The organism is Methylohalobius crimeensis 10Ki (assembly GCF_000421465.1).
GTDB classification, from domain to species: Bacteria; Pseudomonadota; Gammaproteobacteria; order Methylococcales; family Methylothermaceae; genus Methylohalobius; species Methylohalobius crimeensis.
In genome coordinates this window covers 452,547-471,040 of the sequence record NZ_ATXB01000002.1, presented here as the reverse complement: position 1 = coordinate 471,040, position 18,494 = coordinate 452,547, and the positions used below count along the sequence as shown (strand labels likewise).

The following is an 18,494-nucleotide window of genomic DNA, read 5'->3' as shown; positions in this document are numbered from 1 at the left end:
CCGCGTCCCCCCTCGGTTCGGTCAGTCGGTAAGACTGCCTTTTGGGAAAGAAATTACACCGGCGCTTCCAATTCGGCCCGAAGGGTTTCCAACTCGTCCCAGCGGTTGTATTTGCCCTCCAGGGTTTGCTCCAGTTCCTGGAGTTCGGCCAGGGTCGCCTCGATGGCGCTTTTGTCCTGACGGTAGAAGTCCGGTTCGGCTATTTGGGCGTTGAGGGCGGCCTGGCGGCATTCCAGTTGTTCGATTTCCGCCGGCAACGATGCCAGTTCCCGCGCCTCTTTGTAACTGAGCTTGGTTTTGGCCCGTTGGCGGCGAGGTTGAGGTTCGGGCGATTTTGCCGCCGGCCGCGGGGCGGACTTTTCCTCGGCCCGCTGGCACAGCCAGTCCTCGTAGCCGCCCACGTATTCGCCGATCTTGCCGCCGCCTTCGAATACCAGGGTGGAGGTGACCACGTTGTCGAGAAAGGCGCGGTCGTGGCTGACCAGGAGGAGCGTGCCATCGAAGTTGAGAAGCAAATCTTCCAGCAGTTCCAGGGTCTCCAGGTCCAGGTCGTTGGTGGGCTCGTCCATGACCAGCAGATTGGCCGGCCGGGTGAACAGGCGGGCCAGGAGCAGGCGGCTTTGTTCGCCCCCGGACAGGCTTTTGATCGGCGAGCGGGCGCGGGCGGGGGAGAACAGGAAGTCGGCCAGGTAGGACATGACGTGGCGGCGCTGGCCGCCGACGGTAACGTGCTCGCCGCCGTCGGCGACCGCCTCGGCCACGGTTTGTTCGGGGTCGAGCTGGGCGCGCTGTTGATCGAAGTAGGCGATTTCCAGTTTGGTGCCGTGGCGCACCCGGCCGGCTTGCGGTTCCAGTTGTTTCAGCAACAGCTTGAGCAGGGTGGATTTGCCGGCGCCGTTGGGACCGATCAGTCCCACCCGGTCGCCGCGCAGAATGGCGGTGGAAAAATCCCGGACGATGGATTTGTCGTCGTAGGCATGGCTCACGTGCTCCGCTTCGATTACCAATTTGCCCGAGCGTTCGGCCGTCTCCAAGGTCAATTTGGCCGTCCCCTGGCGTTCGCGCCGCCGGGCTCTTTCCGCCCGCAGTGCTTTGAGCGCCCGCACCCGGCCTTCGTTGCGGGTCCGGCGCGCCTTGATGCCTTGGCGGATCCAGGCTTCCTCTTGCGCCAGTTTCTTGTCGAATTCGGCGTTGCGGCGGGCTTCTTCCTCCAGGGCCGCCGCTTTTTTCTCTTCGTAGTTGCGGTAATCGCCGGGCCAGGAGGTGAGGCGGCCCCGGTCCAGATCCACGATGCGCGTGGCCAGCTTCTGGAGGAAGGTGCGGTCGTGGGTGACGAACAGGAGGGCGCCCTGGAATTGGAGCAATTCCGCCTCCAGCCAGTCGATGGTTTCCAGGTCCAGGTGGTTGGTGGGCTCGTCGAGGAGCAGCAGGTCGGGGTCGGATACTTGCGCCCGGCCCAGCGCCAGGCGCCGCCGCCACCCCCCGGACAATTCGCCGACCCGGGTTTCCGAATCCAACCCCAACCGGGTGAGGGTTTGTTCGATGCGTTGCTGGAAAGTCCAGCCGTCCTTGGCTTCCAATTCCTGCTGCAGGCGGCCCAGACGCTCCAGGTCGGCTGCCTGGTGAGCGTTGAGCGACAATTGATGGAAGCGATTGAGGAGCGTCCCCAGCTCCCCCAGCCCTTGGGCGACCACTTGGTAGGCGGTGGCCGATTCGTCGAAGTCCGGGCTTTGATCGAGCAGCGCCGCCTTGAGTTCGGGCATCCGCCAGATCTCGCCGTCGTCGGGGCGGATTCGGCCGGCGCAGAGCTTGAGCAGGGTGGATTTGCCCTCGCCGTTGCGGCCGATCAAGCCGATCCGTTCGCCGGACTCGATTTGAAAGTCGGTGTGGTCGAGCAGGGCGTGGACGCCGTAGGCGAGGGAAACGTTTTGTAAGCGTAATAGCGTGGTCATGGGTGGTCGAAGTGGTTCAACAGGGTGATCCGGCCGAGCGAGTCGGCCTTGCGCCAATAGTGCCTGTCGGCAGTTATCAACGTGGCGGAGGATTGCAGCGCGACGGCGTGGTAGAGGGTGTCGAACAGAGGATGATCCAGGTTTATTGCCAATTCAGCGGCTTGTCGGTAAATGTTTGGATCGTCGAGTACCGGCCAGTCGAGCAGATGCAGCGTCTCGATGTCGCCGGTTGCGGTTTGAGGGCTGATTCGGCACAGTACCGCGGCGACCTCGGCGATCCAGTGGGGCGGCAGGATCAGTTCATGGCTGCCATCGCCCACGGCTTTTACCAAGGTGGTGGCTTTTTCCGTATCGGCCTCGCGGATTGGGTCGGCAAGCAGCCATTTGATCAGCACGCTGGCGTCCAGAACCATTCTCAAGGCCGGCCTTCCTCTCTAGCGGCCCGGATTTCTTCATCGGTTGCCGTGGGGCGATAAGCGCGCATACGGGTGATTTCCTCGATGATCGCCTTGCGCCGCAGCTGCCGCTCTTTTTCTTCCACCGCCTCCCGCATCAGGCGGGCGATGATGGCGCTTTTGTTCTCGCCTTCGAAGGCTTGGTTGAAGGCTTCTTTCACTTCCTCTGGAACGGAGAAATTGACGGTAGCCATGATCGATTCCGGTTGTTGAGAATTTCAACAATATTAACACAAATGTGAGAATGTTCCGGTCCGGAAAAGTTCAGAACAGAGCCATTTGCACCGGCTGGCCTCGAAATAGGGCGGTGGTCAGCGGCGGGGCGTCGGCATCGAGCTGGAACCTTCGGGCGGCGATGCGAAACCGTTTGGCAATCAGCTCGGCGAAAATGCCCTCTCCCCGCAAGCGATGGCCGAAGCGGGGATCGTTGGCGCGGCCGCCGCGGACATCCCGAATGCGGTTGAGAACGTGGTCGGCCTGGAGGGGAAAGTGGGCATGCAGCCATTCCTCGAACAATTCCGCCACTTCCAAGGGCAGGCGTACCAGCATGTAGGCCGCCGACACCGCGCCGGCTTCGGCAGAGGCCTGGAGTATGGATTCCAACTCCGGATCGGTCAGGACCGGAATCACCGGCGCCACCATGACGCGCACCGGAATTCCGGCGTCGCGCAGATTGGTGACCGCCTGGAGACGGCGGCGCGGCGCGCTGGTTCTCGGTTCCAGCTTGCGGGCGATCTCGGGTTTGAGGGTGGTGATGGAAAGCTGAACCTGGACCAGGTTTTTTTCCGCCATGGGAGTCAAAATATCCAGATCGCGTTCCACCAAAGCGGACTTGGTGGTGATGGTCAAGGGATGATTGAATTCGCTCAGGACTTCCAGAATCCGGCGGGTGATCCGGTAGCGGCGCTCGATGGGTTGGTAAGGGTCGGTGTTGGCGCCCAGGGCGATGGGGGAGCAGCGATAGCCGGGGCGTTGCAGTTCCCGGCGAAGCAATCTAGCGGCCTCGGGTTTGGCGGTGAGCTTGGTTTCGAAATCCAATCCCGGCGACAGTCCCAGGTAAGCGTGGGTAGGACGGGCGTAGCAGTAAGCACATCCATGCTCGCAGCCGCGGTAGGCGTTGATGGATTGCTCGAAGGGAATGTCGGGCGATTGGTTGCGGGCGATGAGGGTGCGCGGGGTCTCCAGGGAAACCTGAGTGCGGGGCGCGGGTTCCGGGTCGACATCGGCCCAGCCGTCATCCACCGCGTGGTGCTGGACGGCGTTGTAGCGACCGTCGCGGTTGCTGACCGCGCCTCGGCCTTTGTGGGGGGTGTTCGGCTTCATGTCAAAGACCTGATAAATTGCTATGTTTCATAGCCTAAGCCTCACCATTAAAAGGATGCAACTGATGGAAATCGACCGGCGTTATCAGGGTTTGTTCGGGGTGGTTTTACTGGCAATGGTCGTTGCCGCTCTGGTCGGCCCCATTCCCCAAGACCCCGCCTATCACCGGTTTGCGGATAGTCGCGCCTGCGGTTTGATTCCCAATTGTCTCAATGTGCTTTCCAATCTGGCTTTCTGGGTGGTGGGAGGCATGGGCCTGCAAAGTGTCTCCCATTGGCCCGCTGCTCTGCGACCCGCATGGCGGGTGTTCTGGTGGGGGGTATTTTTGACCGGCTTCGGCTCCGCCTGGTACCACTGGGCGCCGGACGATGTCCGGCTGGTTTGGGACCGCCTCCCGATGACGCTGGCTTTCATGGGGTTGTTCTCCGCGGTGCTGATCGATCAATTTCAATTGGCGCGCTGGGTGCTGCCTTCCTTGGTTCTGACGGGCCTGGCCAGTATCGGGGTCTGGTTGGCGTTCGACGATCTCAGGCTGTATGGGCTGGTGCAGTTTCTGCCGCCGATTTTGATTCTGCTGATCTTCGCATTTTTTCCGCCGGGCCGGATTTCCCGCCGCGCGATTTATCTCGGCTTGGGTTTTTATGCCGCCGCCAAAGGGGCCGAATTGTTGGATGGGGAAATTTTCGCGTTGACCAATTGGATCAGCGGCCATTCCCTCAAGCACCTGCTGGCGGCGGTGGCTACCGTTTGGTTGATCAGAACTCGGTCAGGCCGCTAATTGTCGTGTCGCGGTTGATTTGCCGTTATTGAGAATAAACCGGAAAAAAGTGTGAGCCCCTCAACCGGTATAATGAACGATTGGTAATCAGGACGAGGACGGCCATGCCGGAAACCATCACCGCCCCCTTCATGCTCGATTTGCAAGGCCCGGAGCTTCTCCCCGAGGAGCGCGAGTGGCTGGCTCATCCCGGCGTGGGGGGGATCATTCTGTTTGCGCGCAATTACCAAACTCCCGATCAAATCAGAGCATTGATCGCCGCCACCCGCCGGGCGGCGAGAAAACCGATTCTGATCGCCGTCGATCAGGAAGGGGGGAGGGTGCAGCGGTTTCACGAAGGATTCACTCCCTTGCCGCCGGCGGGTCGGTTCGGCGCTTGGTATCATCGGGATCGCCGGGCGGCCCTGGAGGCGGCGGAATCGGGCGGCTTTTTGATGGCGGCCGAACTCCGGGCGGTGGATGTGGATTTGAGCTTTGCCCCGGTGCTGGATGTGGACAGCGGCATCAGCGAAGTGATCGGCGACCGGGCGTTCGCCGCCGAGCCGGAAGCGGTCGCCGAACTGGCCGCCGCGTTCGTCCGCGGAATGCGGCGCGCCGGGATGGCGGCGGTGGGCAAGCATTTTCCCGGTCATGGCGGGGTGGCGGCGGATTCCCATTTGAGCTTGCCCGAGGATCCGCGTCCGCTGCAGGCGCTCAAGAACAGGGACTTGCCGCCGTTTCAATCGCTGATCCGGAATGGCCTGGAAGGCGTGATGTGCGCCCATGTGGTCTATCCTGAGGTGGACTCGCTGCCGGCGGGGTTTTCTCCGGTTTGGCTGGAGCGGATTCTGCGGCGGGAGATGGGATTTGACGGGGCGGTTTTCAGCGACGATCTGGCGATGGCGGGCGCGGCTTGCGTGGGGGATATGCAAGCCCGGGCGGAAGCGGCGTTGGCGGCGGGGTGTGATATGCTGCTCGCCTGCAATTGTCCGGAGGAAAGCGTCCGATTGCTCGATTCTGTGAAGTGGCGGCAGGATACGGCGCGGGGCCGGCGCCTGGCCCGGTTGCGGGCGGAGGCGAAGACTGCGGTGGCCGATGTCGCGTTGATCCAAAGCCGGAAGACAGTCGTGCAAGTCAATCAGAATACAAGCGGAGAAAACGAATGACCACGGTTAAGCAGACCTTATTATCGATTTTTGGGGCCCAGGTCGTATTGGTGATTTTTTTCGGCGCGTTCAAGTTCGAAAAGATCACCTTGTTTCTGTACATGGGAACGTGGATTGGCATCGGCTTGGCGATGTTTTTATATTGGCGGGCCTCCATTATCCAGAAAGCCAAAGTGATCGGAGGCATCTTCATCGCCCAAATAGTGGCCTTCGTGATCCTGGAATTGGCCCATATGAACGATCTTTTGCTGGAAGAGATAGGGTTTCTCTCGATCGGGGTGTGGACCGGGATTTTGATCGGTTTGTTGCTCCGCATGATAGAAAATCTCGAGCATCGACTGGCTTCCTTGCAAGCGCAGATAGCGAGAAATGATCAGGAAGGCCATGATTGATTTGAAGGAAGTCGAACAAGTGCAGGCAAGCGCCGATCGCCTTTATTCCCAGATCGAGGTGGAGGGGGCCATCAGCCGCCTCGCCGACGAGATCAACCGCGATCTGAGCGGGACCGATCCGGTGGTGTTGTGTGTGCTCAACGGCGGAATGATCGTCACTGGCAAGCTCGTTCCGCAGCTGCCTTTCTTTTTGGAATTGGACAGCGTGCATGCCACCCGTTACCGGGGCAAGACCGAAGGCAGCGAATTGCACTGGCTGCACGAACCCGCCATAGAATTGGCCGGGCGCACGGTGCTGTTGGTGGACGACATCCTGGATGCCGGTGTCACCCTGGCCGCGATTCGCGATTACTGCCTTGAGCGGGGTGCGCGCGAGGTGAAAATCGCGGTGCTGCTGGACAAGCGTCTGGCCGAGCCTAAACCCTGTCGCGCCGATTATGTGGGATTGACTTGCGAGGATCGCTATATCTTCGGTTACGGAATGGATTACAAGGGGTATTTGCGCAATGCGCCGGGCATCTTCGCGGTGGGAGAAGCTCAATGAGATTGGCGGTGATCGGAGGTTCCGGTCTGACTCGATTGGATGGGTTGGAGCGTATCCGGCGGGTTGCCGTATCGACCCCTTATGGAGAGCCCTCCGCGCCGTTGGTGGAGGGCCGCCTGGGAGATTTGAATCTGATTTTCCTGCCCCGTCACGGCGAAGGACATAGCTTGCCGCCGCACCGGGTCAATTACCGCGCCAATATCGCCGCGCTCAAGGAAAAGGGGGTGACCCATGTCATCGCGGCGGCGGCGGTCGGCGGCATTGCGGCGCGAATGGCGCCTCGGTCGTTGGCGGTACCGGATCAAATTATCGATTATACCTACGGGCGCGACCCTACTTTTTTCGAATTCGACGACAGTCCGGTTACCCATGTGGACCTGACTTTTCCCTACAGCGAACCGCTGCGGCAAAAGCTTCTCGCCGCGGGCAAATCCGCCGGGATCGAATTGCTCGAAGGCGGTTGCTACGGCTGTACCCAAGGACCGCGACTGGAAACCGCCGCCGAAATCCGGCGCATGGAACGCGACGGCTGCGATCTGGTGGGGATGACCGGCATGCCCGAGGCCGCCCTGGCGCGCGAACTGGAATTGGATTATGCGTGCCTGGCGGTGGTGGTTAATTGGGCCGCCGGCAAGAGCGAGGGGATCGTGTCCATGACGGAAATAAAAGCCCACTTGGCGGCCGGAACGGACAAGGTAAGGCGAGTTTTGACCGCCTTCGCCGAATTATTGAGCGGCGATTGAAATAGCCGAATCTCCCCACGCCCACATGAGGTGACTATTGGGATTGTATCTCGGGCGCTTTTGCCGGAGACACCCGAATCAATACGCCGAAGGCGGGATGGTCGAGATAATGGGTCTCGTTGAATTTGACCCGCCGTTTCTCGCTCAAGCGATGAACCGTTCCGTCGGGAGCGCGGTATTCCATATCCACGAGGACGCGCAGGTATTCGCCCCGCTGCAATCGCACCACCCCTTCCACGGACGAATCGAAAGCACCGATATGATAGGGGGCGTTGATTCTTTGCGGATAGGCCGGTTGGACCCAGGCCGTGTGCAAGAGGGGGCGATAGTCTCTCGAGCGGCGGAGGCGGTCGTAGGCGGAATAAAGTCCGGATTGCGCGTCCGCCACGAGCGGACTCGGTTGGCGCATATCCTCGGGCCAGGGAAAGGACGGCTGATCGGATAAATCCTCGTCGGTGTCGACGGGCTGGGCAAAGACGACCACCGCCATCTGGTACCAGCCCGGCGTGCTTGCCGCGCTGGCTGGGAGAAGGGGTATCACGAATAACAGAAAGACGAGGGAGAGCTTGACGGATATCCGTGGCAACATAAGTCCGTTGTCAGTAAGTTAGGCCATAGAAAGCTGGATGAACAATTGAACTGGGGATAGATAGCGGCCGATGATCAGGGCCAGATTTTGGCGAAATCGAATTCGATGCGGCAGTCGCCCCAATCGAATGTCTCCCGATCCGAGCCGGTGTCCGTTCTCTTGATGTAGCGGCCGTTTTGCCATTGGAAGAGTTTGGCGGTTTTCCGGTCGGGATAGACCAAAATATAAAACCCCACCCCCTCCCGCTCGTAGAGGTCGAACTTGATTCGCTCGTCCCTAAGGGCGGTGGAGGGTGAGATGATTTCGAAAATCAGACGGGGTGCCCGGGTTGGGTAATCCCCTTCGATGGGCCCGCAAACCACCATTACGTTCGGTCGCACCACGATATCTTCCCTGACGATCCAATCGGTTTCGAGGACCGCCTGACAATCGGGGCAGGGTTCAAGCACATCCTCGAGATGAGCAACGATGCGGGCGATGATCCGCTGATGTAAGAAGGTAGGGCTGGGCACCATGGCATAGGGAATGCCTTCGATCAGCTCCCAATCCCCTTCCCAGCGCTGAAAGTCCTGGATTGTGTAGTGGGGCAGGAGTTCATGGGAAATCATGGCATCGCTCCGGTGGCGGTTAGGGGAGTTTGATACCGCCGCTTCCGGAAAGTCCGCCCATGCCGGATGCGCCATCGCCCAAATCGTTCGGCATCCCGCCTTTGGGCACCACCAGGGAGCTGGCTTGTTCCTGTTGCAGGCGCCGGAGTTCCTCCATGGTTTCCTGAAGGCTTTCCTCCGCTGCGGGACCGTATTTTTCCACCGCCTCACGCAAAGAATCCGCCTCGATTTCGAAGCTCAAGGGCAGGCTTCCCATCGGCGTCATCACCGTGGCTTGGCCCACGAAGATTTCCTGGCGGCCGGCATCGATCGAGCCGTCCCCGGTGACGGGAATGAGGCGCTTGATGGAGCCGGTATGCAGGTCGGTATAGATTTCCTCCCGATAGAGGCTGTCCGGATTCATGCGGGTCTTTTCTTCGCTCATGGAGATTCCTGTTGAATACTGAATAGGTTGACAGATTTGTTTATATTACCAGTTTTGACCTTGAAATGGGGTCGGGGGATGGCCTGAAGGGCGTTCGCATCCCCCCCTCCCTTGCCCTCCCCCCGTTGGGGGGAGGGTTGGGTGGGGGAAGCCCCAGGGAAGGGTTCACGGCATCCCTGAAGGCCATCTCCCGGCGGAAATGGGGGAGAACGCTCCGGAGAATCATTCAGGCGTCAGGGTTTCCAAGAGTTGGCGGACGAAAGTGATTCGCCGACTCGGGTCTTCCTGTTGCGGCTGACCGGATGCGCCGTTGAGTACAAAGCGCAGCTTCTCCGGACCGTCGAGGCGATAGGTCCGGGGGTCGGTTTGGACCAGCCGGATAAGCTTTTCCACATCGATTTTGGGCTCGGCTGCGAACAGGATCCGCCCGCCTCCTTCTCCGCCGTCGATTTTCTCGATCCCCAGTTGTCGGGCCTTGAATTTCATCTCCGCCAGGGTGAATAGATTTTTGGTGGCCTCGGGCAATAGGCCGAAGCGGTCGATCATTTCCACCTGAAGGTCTTCCAGCGCCTGGTGATCGCGGGCGTTGGCGATGCGTTTGTAGAACACCAGGCGGGTGTGGACGTCGGGCAGATAGTCGTCGGGAATCAAGGCCGGCAGCCTGAGGTCGATTTCCACGCCGCGCTCGGCACCGCCGCCGGTGGCGCCGGCGGCTTCCAAATCGACTTCCTTGCCCGCCTTGAGGGTCTCCATCGCCCGTTCCAGAAATTCCGCATACAGATTGAAGCCGATCTCCATGATCTGCCCGCTCTGCTCGTCTCCCAGGAGTTCCCCGGCGCCGCGGATTTCCAAGTCGTGGGAGGAGAGCAAAAAGCCCGCCCCCAGTTCGCCGGAAGTTTCGATGGCTTCCAAGCGCTTGACCGCGTCCTTGGTCATCAGTTTCTTGGGGGGCACGATCAGATAGGCGTAGGCGCGATGATGGGAGCGGCCCACCCGGCCGCGCATTTGATGCAATTGGGCGAGGCCGAACAGATCGGCGCGATGGATCAGGATGGTGTTGGCGCTGGGCACGTCGATGCCGCTTTCGATGATGGTGGTGCAAAGCAGCACGTTGAAGCGCTGATGATAGAAATCCAGCATGATCCGTTCCAGGTCCCGTTCGGGCATCTGGCCGTGGGCGATTCGAATCCGAATCTCCGGCACCAGCCGCTGGATTTCCTCGGCGATCCGCTCCATGGTCTCGATTTTGTTGTGAACGAAATAGACCTGGCCGCCGCGCTTGACCTCGCGCAGGATCGCTTCCTGAATCAAGGGATCGACCCATTCGCTGACGAAGGTTTGGATGGGATGACGTCCCTCCGGCGGGCTGGCGATGATGGAGATATCCCGCATTCCGCTCAAGGACATGCTCAAGGTGCGCGGGATCGGGGTGGCGGTGAGGGTCAAGAGATCCACTTCGCTGCGCAGTTTCTTGAAGTGCTCTTTCTGACGCACTCCGAAGCGGTGCTCCTCGTCGAGGATGACCAAGCCCAGGTCTCGGTATTGCACGCTTTTTTGGATCAGCTTATGGGTGCCGATGAGGATATCCACCTTGCCATCGGCGGTGTCTTGCAGAATTTTTTTCTGTTGTTTGGGGGGGATGAAGCGCGACAGCACTTCGATCCGGACCGGCCAATCGGCGAAGCGGTCGAGGAAGTTCTGATAATGCTGCTGGGCCAAAAGGGTGGTGGGCACCAGAACCGCCACTTGTCTTTCGTTCTGAATCGACACGAAAGCGGCGCGCATGGCCACCTCGGTTTTCCCGAACCCCACGTCGCCGCACACCACCCGATCCATGGGCTGGGGAGCCTGCATGTCGCGCAGGGCCGAGGCGATGGCGGCGGCTTGATCGGGGGTTTCCTCGAAGGGAAAGGCGTTGGCGAAGCCGGCATAGGCAGTCTCGTCCAACTGGAAGGCGTGACCGCGGCTGGCGGCGCGTTTGGCGTGAATTTCCAACAATTCCGCCGCCACGTCCCGGACCCGTGCCATGGCCTTGCGCTTGGCCTTTTCCCATTGATCCCCACCGAGCTTATGCAGCGGGGCGCAGTCATAATCGGCGCCGCTGTAGCGGCCGATCAGGTGGAGGGAGGAGACCGGCACGTAAAGTTTGTCGCCGCCGGCGTATTCCAGCGTCAGGAATTCGGTGGCCACGCCGTCGACTTCCAAACGCTGCAGTCCCTGATAGCGACCCACGCCGTGATCGCGGTGCACCACCGGCGTGCCGATGGAGAGTTCGCTCAAATCGGCGATCAGGTTTTCCATGTCCCGGGCGGTGTCGCCCGCCTTTCGCCGTTGGCGCGCTTTCTCTCCCAAAAGCAGGGTTTCCGGAATTACGGCGAAGTCGGGTTCGCGGCTCAGCAAACCTTGGTCCAGCGGCGCGATGGCAAGCCCCATCAACGGTTCGCGGTTAGATTCGCTCTGCTGCAAGAAATCCTCCCAGTCGGCGATCGGCTGAGGATGCACACCCAGCTTGCCCAGGCTTTCCTCCAGAGCGGTGCGGCGGCCGGGACTTTCGGCGCACAGCAGAACCGGCCCTTGGTGATGGTCGAGAAAATCCAATAGGGCTTCGGCCGGTTGCTTCTTGTTGGGCTGGAAGCTCAAGTCCGGCAGCGGATCGACCGCAAAGCGAATCGCGCGGGCGGGTTCCCGCGACTCTGTCAGATGAATGCGGGGATAGGCGGAGAGACGTTCGCTCAAGGCCGCCGGGGGTAGATAGAGGGTTTCGGGCGGCAACGGCGGTCGGTCCAGGTCGCCGCGGCGGGGTCGATAGCGGTTTTGGACTTCGGCGTAAAAGCCTTCGGCGGCTTGATCCTCGGTTTTCAGGACCAAGGTGGTCCGCTCCGGAGGAAGATAATCGAACAGGGTCTCCAAGCCGCCGTTTTCCGATTCGGACGGTTCCAGAAACAGGGGCAGGTAGTATTCGATTCCCCCGGGAAAGAAGCCGTTGCTGACGTCTTGATACAGGCCGCAGGAAGAGGGCAGATCCGGAAAAGTGGTGCGAAAGGCGCGGCGGAATCGCTTGATGCCGGCCTCATCGGTGGGAAATTCCCGTGCCGGATAGAGTTCGAAGGTGTCGACTTTTTCGATCGAACGTTGGGATTCCGGATCGAAGGTGCGAATGGATTCGATTTCGTCGTCGAACAGTTCGATCCGGAGAGGGGTGTCGTAGGTGAGGGGAAATAAGTCGAGGATTGCGCCGCGGACGGCGAATTCCCCGTGCTGCCTGACTTGTGGCACGTATTGATAGCCGGTTTGCTCCAATTGCCGGCGGGTGGTATCCAAATCCAGCCGGTCGCCCACTTTCAAGGAGAAACTCTGGCCCAGGATGTGTTTTCTGGGGGCCAGTCGTTGCATGAGGGTGGCGGCGGTGGTGATCAGCACACCGCGGCGGGTACGGGGCAGATGGGTGAGAGTGCGTAAACGCTGGGAGATGATTTCCGGCAGGGGGGAAAAAACGTCGTAAGGCAAGGTCTCCCAGTCGGGAAAATTCAATACTTGGGCGCGGTCGCCCAGGAAGAAGGCGATCTCTTCCTCCATTTGTTGCGCGCTTTGACTGTCGGGCATGACGATTACATATAAGCGCTCATCCGTTTGAATGGCGCGCGCGATGGCGAGCGCTTGAGCGACACCCATCAATTCCTGCCAATGAAGCGGGTGCTTCGCTTGGGTAGTGGTGGGGGGGGAAAGTAAAGAGGTTGCTGTTGGTTTATGTCGCGCTGCGATATTCGTCATGGGGTCAATAACAATACTTTTGAAAACAAAATTGAATGACGTTGGAAGAGGGTTGCGATTCTCTTCTATTTTTAGCGTGGTATTTGGGTGCTCAATCCCAGGGACTGCCATGCCTGCATACCGCCCCGATACCATTTAAGTTTTTCCGCTGGGTAACCGGCGCCGACTAACAATTGGATCGTTTCATAAGAGTCCGGGTTCCAGTATCCGTTACAAAAAAGCACCAGAGTCTTTGCGTTTGAAAAATCCCATTGGTTTTCCGTTTTTTTGGCGCCCAAGCGTTCTTTAAGGAGTTTTTCAAGCCCAATCGTCCACCTTTCCGCCGGGATATTGACAGCCAAAGGAATCGTCTCTCGCCGATACCATTCCGACAAGCGGGTATCCACAATCAAAACTCGATCGTCAGTGGAACTTTTCTGTAAGAATTCGATCATTTCCAATTCCCCCAAGGTTTCCACGCCGGGGGCGGCGGTTACCGGTTGGATGCAAAAAGGGGGGCATGGGCGTGATGTTTTATCGAAAGGTGGCTCGATGCTGTGGGTTGAATCGTTGTTGCGTTCAATAGTAATGGTTTGGTTATCGGTCTTGATCTCGATTTGGCGGATATTTTTAGTGAGATTTACCTGAAGAGGTTCGATGCCATTTGGGGCTTGCGCATGGATGGACAAAGAAATGCCGAATATCCCCGAGATTGCCAGAAGGATCTTAACTGCCTCTCTCGCCGATAGGAGAGAAAAAAAGAAGGCGTTCGCCGGACATCGGGTTTTGCCGTTTTGGTTGCGGTTTTGCGAGAAAGCTTTATAGGGGTATTTATTGAATTTCATCGGGTATTATTTGTAATGAAATACGCTATAATAGCGTAGAATTTTATTAAGTTATGAGGAATGGAACATTGGATATGCAAATCGAAGACAAATTAGAAGAACTTTCGCCGGAAGAGCTGAAGCAGTTCATCGAAGAAGCTCATCGAACACTCGAAGTCAAGCAAAAGGAAAAACGGAGTGAGGTGATTCGCCAAATCAAGGAATTGGCGGCTTCCGTTGGACTCGATGTGGATATTCGGGTGAAATCGAAAGCAGCGGAAGCCAAACCTTCCCGGAAGAGAGCCAAGCTGCCTCCCAAATACCGCCATCCGTCCGACGCATCCATCACCTGGACCGGGCGCGGCCAAATGCCCCGCTGGCTGAGGGAATTGGTGAACCAAGGCCACGATCGGGAAGAGTTTCGCATTTCGGCTTGATCGCTTCTAATCCAAGAACCGCCGGATCAGGTCGTGGTAGGCGTCGATTCGACGATCGCGCAGATAAGGCCAGATTCGGCGGACTGCTTCCGTTCTCCCTGGCGCCAGACAAGCGAATAGAATTTTTTCCTCCTCCGCTTCCGCCCGGGCGAGTAATTCTCCTTGCGGCCCGGCGATAAAACTGCGGCCCCAGAAATGAATTCCCGGTGACCGTCGGCTCGGATCGGGTTCCAGCCCAATGCGGTTGCAGGCCAATACCGGCAAGCCGTTGGCGACGCCGTGGGCGCGCTGAATCAATTGCCAGGCTTCCAGTTGGCGCCGTTTTTCGGCTTCGTCGTCGTTGGGATCCCAACCGATGGCGGTGGGATAGAGCAAAAGATCGGCACCGGCGAGCGTCATTAAACGTGCCGCTTCCGGGTACCATTGATCCCAGCAGACCAGCACACCCAATTTCCCCACGCTGGTGGGTATCGGTTGGAACCCCAAATCTCCCGGCGTGAAATAAAACTTTTCGTAATAACCCGGATCGTCGGGAATATGCATCTTGCGATATTTTCCCGCCAGGGTTCCGTCCTGTTCCAGAATCACCGCGGTATTGTGATAGAGACCGGGGGCGCGGCGTTCGAACAGGGAGCCGACGATCACCACCCGAAGCTCAGCGGCGAGATCGGCCAAGAATTCCGTGGTGGGACCGGGGATCGACTCGGCCCAATCGAAACAGGCGACGTCTTCGGTCTGGCAGAAGTAGGGCAGGGTGTGAAGCTCCGGCAGCAGGATCAAGCGGGCCCCTTCCGCGGCGGCTCGGCGAATGGCGCGCTCGGAGGCGTTGAGGTTGTCCTCCCGGCTGCCCGAACAAGCTTGTTGAATCAGGGCGACGTGCAGATTTTCCAGCATCGATTTTCCTCGAAGCGAACGGATTGGGGATATTGCATGGTCATGCAGTGAAGGCTGCCGTATTGATGGATCAAGGCGCGGGCGGGGATGGCCACGATCTCCCGATCGGGAAAAGCCTGTCGCAGTCTCGCCAGCGCTTCGGCGTCGGCGGGGTCGTCGTAGACGGGCGCCAACAGCGCGTCGTTGACGATCAGAAAATTGGCGTAGGATGCCGGCAGGCGTCTTCCGCTTGTGTCGTGAATGGCGCGCGGGAGGGGCAATGGAATCAAGCGGTAAGGTCGGCCTGCGGCCGTCTCGAAACCGGCCAATTGTTCGGCCATGGCCTGAAGCGGGGCGTAATGAGCGTCGCCGGGGTCTTCGCAAGCCTGATATACGATGATTTCGGGGTTGCAAAAGCGCGCCAAGGTATCGATGTGGGCATCGGTATCGTCGCCTTCGATACGGCCGTGATCCAGCCACAAAAAACGCTTGATACCCAAGTGCTCGGCCAGCACCGCTTCCGTTCGCCGAGGGTCGGGGTTGCGATTGGGGTTCTGAATCGAACTGCGGGTGGCGAGCAGGGTGCCCGCGCCGTCGGTTTCGATGCTGCCGCCTTCGAGCACCCAGTCCACGCGTCGGTAGGGCGTCGATCCGAAAATACCTTGTCCGTACAAGTGCTCGCCCAAGGCGTCGTCCACTTGGGAGGGATATTTTCCGCCCCAACCGTTGAAGCGGAAATCGATCAATTGACACGCCGCCGGGTGCCCTCGCTGGACGGTCAAAGGCGCCGTGTCCCGCACCCAGGTGTCGCGATAAGGGGCTTTGGCGAAGCGGATGCGAGCCGGCTCGATTGGGTAGCCCTGGAGAAGCGTATCGATGTGAGCGCGATGATCGGCGTCGCGGCAGACGATCACCGCCCCTTGGCGCTGGCTGATCGCGGCCAACGTCAAGGCGTAGCTGTGTTCCACCGCCTCCAGCCAGGGAGCGAAATCTCCTTCCGGATGGGGCCAGGCCAGCAGGACGAAGGACTGCGGCGCCCATTCCGGGGGCAGGGTTAGCGGGTCCATTGCAGCATTTCCTCCGCGTGGGCCAAGGTTTGGTCGGTGATTGTCAGTCCTCCCAGCATGCGGGCGATTTCTTGCTGCCGGCTATCCGAATCCAAGGGGTGTACTCGCGTTTCCACGCCGACGTGATCGCTGTCGGCTTCCGGTTCCGGTTGGGCCTTGCTGACCAGGTAATGATGGTGAGCCTGGGCGGCCACTTGGGGCAGATGGGTGACGCACAACACCTGCCGGTTTCCCCCCAGTTCCCGCAGGCGGCGGCCGACGATCTCGGCGACGCCGCCGCCGATCCCGGTGTCCACCTCGTCGAAGATCAGGGTCGGGACCGAACGGGCTTCGCTACAGGCCACCTGAATGGCCAGGCTGAGGCGCGACAATTCACCGCCCGAGGCGACTTTCGCCAAAGGCTTGGGAGGCATGCCGGGGTTGGTGGCCACCCGAAATTCCACCCGGTCCAATCCTTCGGGGCGGGGATCGGAAGCGGTTTCGGTTTGGAGGTCGATGGCAAATTTCCCATGGGGCATTCCCAGTTCGCGAATCAGTTCGGTGATGCGTGCGGCCAGGCCCTCGGCGCAGTCGCGCCGGCGCGTGCTCAACCGGGAGGCCTGCTCCCGATAGGCGGCTTCCAGTGATTCCAGGCGCTGTTCCGATTCGGCGATGCGGATTTCCTGGTGGGTCAGGCCGTCCAGTTCCGTGCGCATTTCCGCCAGCCGCTCGGGTAAGGCTTCCGGGGCGAGCCGATGTTTTCGGGCCAGGTCGTGGAGACCGGTCAACTGCTCTTCCAGGCGCATCAAGCGATCGGGGTCGGACTCCAAGTCCTCCAGGCGTTGGCGGAGCAGATGGCCGGCTTCTTCCAGCTGAATTTGGGCGCTCCGCACCAATTCCGCGGTTTCTTGAAATTCGGGCGCCAACTCCAGAAGAGATTCGAGCTCTCTAGCCGCCTGGTCGATACGGTCGGACACCGAGGCGTCGTCCTCATACAAAAGATGCAATTGACTTTGCGCGGAGGCCAAGATCTTGTCCAGATTACTGAGCCGAGTATGTTCTTCGATGAGGGCGTCGAAGTCCAGTTCCTCGATGGCGGCCGCTTCCAGTTCCTGAATCTGGAAGCGCAGAAATTCCTCCCTGAGGGATCGATCTCCCACGTCTTGGCGCAGGCGCATCAAATGCTCGCGGGTGGCGCGCCAGTCCCGATAAAGGCCGGTGAGTTCGGTCAGCAGGGAGTCGTTGCCGGCGTGGGCGTCGAGCAGCTGGCGCTGGGCGGAAGGTTGGCGCAAGCGCAAGTGGGCGTGTTGGCCGTGAATCTCCACCAAGTGCTGGCCCAGGTTCTGCAAGGCTTCGAGACCGACCGGGCGGTCGTTGATGAAAGCCCGGTTGCGCTTTTTGGCCGCCACGCTGCGACGAATCAGGCAATCGGGGCCGTCTCCCAGATCGTTGTCGACAAGCCATTGACGGGCCGTCGGGGCCTGTTCCAAGTCGAATTCCAGAACGATTTCCGCTTTGTCGGCGCCGCTGCGCACCAGGTCGGCGGCGGCGCGCCCGCCCAATCCCAGATCGAGGGCGGTGAGGAGAATGGATTTTCCCGCCCCGGTTTCGCCGGTCAAGGCGGTAAAGCCGGGAAACCAGTCCAGATTCAGTCGTTTAACGACCGCAAAATTGTGGATGCTCAAAGCTGTCAGCATCGTTTAGGTCCGTTGCTGCTCCAGTTCAATTTGACCCGTAAAATCTCGAAAAAATCGTAATCGACCGGGTGCAGTAGCTTCAGCGGTTGATCCGCTTTGCGGATGCGAATGTGATCGTCGAAGCGGACTTCGGGAATCGAAACCGTGTCGCAAGAAACTTCGGCGCGCATGTCCTTGGCCGCGCCGAAAGCGATTTCCACTTCGCTACCGCCGGCGATGACGATGGGTCGATTGGTCAGGGTGTGGGGGTTGATCGGAACCAGCTCGATGGCATCGAGGGTCGGATAGAGAATCGGTCCCCCTCCGGATAAGGCGTAAGCGGTGGAGCCGGTGGGGGTGGAAACGATCAAACCGTCGGCGCGCTGGGAGTTGAGGAAACGGCCGTCGATGTGGGTGATGATTTCGATCATGCAAGGGGTGATCCAACGGTGGACCACCACCTCGTTGACCGCCAGTTCCTCGCGAACGATGCCGCCTTCCCGGACGATTTGAGCGCGGAGTAGGGGCCGCTCTTCCGCGCGGTAGTGACCGGCCAGCATGGCGTCCAGTTTCACCAGCGCTTGCTGGGGGGAAACGTCCACCAGGAAGCCGACCCGGCCGAGATTGACGCCGATCACCGGGGTGCCGAAGGGCGCCACGGAGCGGCCGGTATTGAGCAAAGTGCCGTCGCCTCCCACCGCGATCACCACGTCGCATTCCTTGCCCAGCATCTGGATCGGGCGGACCGTCTCCGACGGTGCGTCCAACAGTCGTTGGGCGACGTCCTCGAGGCGCAGCTCGAATCCGCGCCGGCGCAAATGTGCGTAGATGGCCTGCAAGGTATGGCCGACTTGTTCTACATTAGGTTTGGCGACGATGCCAATGGTGTGGAAGCATCCGCTCACGGAGTGAAACAATCGAATGACATAAATAAA

General features: G+C 59.8%; 19 protein-coding genes. 6 read left to right on the top strand and 13 right to left on the bottom strand.

What is annotated here, in order from left to right:
* Positions 1 to 53 precede the first annotated feature (53 nt).
* The 4 genes from H035_RS0115945 to H035_RS0115930 form a co-directional block, all read right to left on the bottom strand.
* Positions 54 to 1,952: an ATP-binding cassette domain-containing protein gene (locus H035_RS0115945; RefSeq protein ID WP_022949959.1), complete on the bottom strand. Its 1,899-nt coding sequence runs from the start codon at positions 1,950 to 1,952 to the stop codon at positions 54 to 56.
* Entirely contained in the window at positions 1,949 to 2,365 is a 417-nt protein-coding gene (locus tag H035_RS0115940) for a type II toxin-antitoxin system VapC family toxin (RefSeq protein ID WP_022949958.1), read from the bottom strand. The genes H035_RS0115945 and H035_RS0115940 overlap by 4 nt, the downstream gene beginning before the upstream one ends.
* 2 nt (positions 2,366 to 2,367) lie before the next feature.
* Positions 2,368 to 2,601, bottom strand: a complete 234-nt coding sequence (locus tag H035_RS0115935; protein ID WP_022949957.1) for a hypothetical protein — start codon at positions 2,599 to 2,601, stop codon at positions 2,368 to 2,370.
* 70 nt (positions 2,602 to 2,671) lie between these two features.
* The gene (locus H035_RS0115930; RefSeq protein ID WP_022949956.1) at positions 2,672 to 3,730 is read right to left on the bottom strand and encodes a PA0069 family radical SAM protein; all 1,059 of its coding nucleotides are present in this window, start codon (positions 3,728 to 3,730) and stop codon (positions 2,672 to 2,674) included.
* A 64-nt stretch (positions 3,731 to 3,794) separates the two neighbouring features.
* Between H035_RS0115930 and H035_RS20255 the strand changes: the two genes are divergently transcribed.
* The 5 genes from H035_RS20255 (at position 3,795) to H035_RS0115905 (ending at position 7,332) form a co-directional block, all read left to right on the top strand.
* Positions 3,795 to 4,508 (top strand): ceramidase domain-containing protein, encoded by a 714-nt coding sequence (locus H035_RS20255; RefSeq protein WP_022949955.1) that lies wholly within the window; start codon positions 3,795 to 3,797, stop codon positions 4,506 to 4,508.
* A gap of 104 nt (positions 4,509 to 4,612) precedes the next feature.
* The gene (nagZ, locus tag H035_RS0115920) at positions 4,613 to 5,653 is read left to right on the top strand and encodes a beta-N-acetylhexosaminidase (protein ID WP_022949954.1); all 1,041 of its coding nucleotides are present in this window, start codon (positions 4,613 to 4,615) and stop codon (positions 5,651 to 5,653) included.
* Positions 5,650 to 6,045, top strand: a complete 396-nt coding sequence (locus H035_RS0115915; protein WP_022949953.1) for a hypothetical protein — start codon at positions 5,650 to 5,652, stop codon at positions 6,043 to 6,045. The genes nagZ and H035_RS0115915 overlap by 4 nt, the downstream gene beginning before the upstream one ends.
* Positions 6,038 to 6,589, top strand: coding sequence for a hypoxanthine-guanine phosphoribosyltransferase (locus H035_RS0115910; RefSeq protein ID WP_022949952.1), 552 nt, complete (start codon positions 6,038 to 6,040; stop codon positions 6,587 to 6,589). The genes H035_RS0115915 and H035_RS0115910 overlap by 8 nt, the downstream gene beginning before the upstream one ends.
* Positions 6,586 to 7,332: an S-methyl-5'-thioinosine phosphorylase gene (locus H035_RS0115905; protein ID WP_022949951.1), complete on the top strand. Its 747-nt coding sequence runs from the start codon at positions 6,586 to 6,588 to the stop codon at positions 7,330 to 7,332. The genes H035_RS0115910 and H035_RS0115905 overlap by 4 nt, the downstream gene beginning before the upstream one ends.
* Positions 7,333 to 7,366: 34 nt before the next feature.
* On the opposite strand, the gene H035_RS20250 is transcribed toward H035_RS0115905, so the two are convergent.
* The 5 genes from H035_RS20250 to H035_RS0115880 all read right to left on the bottom strand — a co-directional run bounded on the left by H035_RS20250 (position 7,367) and on the right by H035_RS0115880 (position 13,548).
* Complete coding sequence (locus H035_RS20250) at positions 7,367 to 7,921, bottom strand: CsiV family protein (RefSeq protein WP_084684996.1); 555 nt, start codon at positions 7,919 to 7,921, stop codon at positions 7,367 to 7,369.
* Between the two features lie 74 nt (positions 7,922 to 7,995).
* On the bottom strand, positions 7,996 to 8,529 hold the full coding sequence (locus H035_RS0115895) for a Uma2 family endonuclease (protein WP_022949949.1): 534 nt from the start codon (positions 8,527 to 8,529) through the stop codon (positions 7,996 to 7,998).
* 19 nt (positions 8,530 to 8,548) lie between these two features.
* Positions 8,549 to 8,953, bottom strand: a complete 405-nt coding sequence (locus H035_RS0115890) for a hypothetical protein (protein ID WP_022949948.1) — start codon at positions 8,951 to 8,953, stop codon at positions 8,549 to 8,551.
* Positions 8,954 to 9,175: 222 nt separating this feature from the next.
* The gene (gene mfd, locus H035_RS0115885) at positions 9,176 to 12,724 is read right to left on the bottom strand and encodes a transcription-repair coupling factor (protein ID WP_051149874.1); all 3,549 of its coding nucleotides are present in this window, start codon (positions 12,722 to 12,724) and stop codon (positions 9,176 to 9,178) included.
* A 71-nt stretch (positions 12,725 to 12,795) separates the two neighbouring features.
* Entirely contained in the window at positions 12,796 to 13,548 is a 753-nt protein-coding gene (locus tag H035_RS0115880) for a rhodanese-like domain-containing protein (RefSeq protein WP_022949946.1), read from the bottom strand.
* A gap of 74 nt (positions 13,549 to 13,622) precedes the next feature.
* Between H035_RS0115880 and H035_RS0115875 the strand changes: the two genes are divergently transcribed.
* On the top strand, positions 13,623 to 13,964 hold the full coding sequence (locus H035_RS0115875; protein WP_022949945.1) for an H-NS histone family protein: 342 nt from the start codon (positions 13,623 to 13,625) through the stop codon (positions 13,962 to 13,964).
* A 6-nt stretch (positions 13,965 to 13,970) separates the two neighbouring features.
* On the opposite strand, the gene H035_RS0115870 is transcribed toward H035_RS0115875, so the two are convergent.
* The 4 genes from H035_RS0115870 to H035_RS0115855 are packed head-to-tail and all read right to left on the bottom strand — an operon-like array spanning position 13,971 to position 18,464.
* Positions 13,971 to 14,858, bottom strand: a complete 888-nt coding sequence (locus H035_RS0115870; protein WP_022949944.1) for a carbon-nitrogen hydrolase — start codon at positions 14,856 to 14,858, stop codon at positions 13,971 to 13,973.
* Positions 14,831 to 15,904: an agmatine deiminase family protein gene (locus H035_RS20245; RefSeq protein ID WP_022949943.1), complete on the bottom strand. Its 1,074-nt coding sequence runs from the start codon at positions 15,902 to 15,904 to the stop codon at positions 14,831 to 14,833. Before H035_RS20245 ends, H035_RS0115870 begins: the two co-directional genes overlap by 28 nt.
* A complete protein-coding gene (recN, locus tag H035_RS0115860) occupies positions 15,892 to 17,580 on the bottom strand; it encodes a DNA repair protein RecN (protein ID WP_022949942.1) in 1,689 nt (562 codons plus the stop codon). Before recN ends, H035_RS20245 begins: the two co-directional genes overlap by 13 nt.
* Positions 17,574 to 18,464: an NAD(+) kinase gene (locus tag H035_RS0115855; RefSeq protein WP_022949941.1), complete on the bottom strand. Its 891-nt coding sequence runs from the start codon at positions 18,462 to 18,464 to the stop codon at positions 17,574 to 17,576. Before H035_RS0115855 ends, recN begins: the two co-directional genes overlap by 7 nt.
* Positions 18,465 to 18,494 lie beyond the last annotated feature (30 nt).

Coding starts and splice junctions, on each gene's coding strand:
- H035_RS0115945 (WP_022949959.1), bottom strand. CDS start 1,952: ATGACCACGCTATTACGCTTACAAAACGTTTCCCTCGCCTACGGCGTC.
- H035_RS0115940 (WP_022949958.1), bottom strand. CDS start 2,365: ATGGTTCTGGACGCCAGCGTGCTGATCAAATGGCTGCTTGCCGACCCA.
- H035_RS0115935 (WP_022949957.1), bottom strand. CDS start 2,601: ATGGCTACCGTCAATTTCTCCGTTCCAGAGGAAGTGAAAGAAGCCTTC.
- H035_RS0115930 (WP_022949956.1), bottom strand. CDS start 3,730: ATGAAGCCGAACACCCCCCACAAAGGCCGAGGCGCGGTCAGCAACCGC.
- H035_RS20255 (WP_022949955.1), top strand. CDS start 3,795: ATGGAAATCGACCGGCGTTATCAGGGTTTGTTCGGGGTGGTTTTACTG.
- nagZ (WP_022949954.1), top strand. CDS start 4,613: ATGCCGGAAACCATCACCGCCCCCTTCATGCTCGATTTGCAAGGCCCG.
- H035_RS0115915 (WP_022949953.1), top strand. CDS start 5,650: ATGACCACGGTTAAGCAGACCTTATTATCGATTTTTGGGGCCCAGGTC.
- H035_RS0115910 (WP_022949952.1), top strand. CDS start 6,038: ATGATTGATTTGAAGGAAGTCGAACAAGTGCAGGCAAGCGCCGATCGC.
- H035_RS0115905 (WP_022949951.1), top strand. CDS start 6,586: ATGAGATTGGCGGTGATCGGAGGTTCCGGTCTGACTCGATTGGATGGG.
- H035_RS20250 (WP_084684996.1), bottom strand. CDS start 7,921: ATGTTGCCACGGATATCCGTCAAGCTCTCCCTCGTCTTTCTGTTATTC.
- H035_RS0115895 (WP_022949949.1), bottom strand. CDS start 8,529: ATGATTTCCCATGAACTCCTGCCCCACTACACAATCCAGGACTTTCAG.
- H035_RS0115890 (WP_022949948.1), bottom strand. CDS start 8,953: ATGAGCGAAGAAAAGACCCGCATGAATCCGGACAGCCTCTATCGGGAG.
- mfd (WP_051149874.1), bottom strand. CDS start 12,724: ATGACGAATATCGCAGCGCGACATAAACCAACAGCAACCTCTTTACTT.
- H035_RS0115880 (WP_022949946.1), bottom strand. CDS start 13,548: ATGAAATTCAATAAATACCCCTATAAAGCTTTCTCGCAAAACCGCAAC.
- H035_RS0115875 (WP_022949945.1), top strand. CDS start 13,623: ATGCAAATCGAAGACAAATTAGAAGAACTTTCGCCGGAAGAGCTGAAG.
- H035_RS0115870 (WP_022949944.1), bottom strand. CDS start 14,858: ATGCTGGAAAATCTGCACGTCGCCCTGATTCAACAAGCTTGTTCGGGC.
- H035_RS20245 (WP_022949943.1), bottom strand. CDS start 15,904: ATGGACCCGCTAACCCTGCCCCCGGAATGGGCGCCGCAGTCCTTCGTC.
- recN (WP_022949942.1), bottom strand. CDS start 17,580: ATGCTGACAGCTTTGAGCATCCACAATTTTGCGGTCGTTAAACGACTG.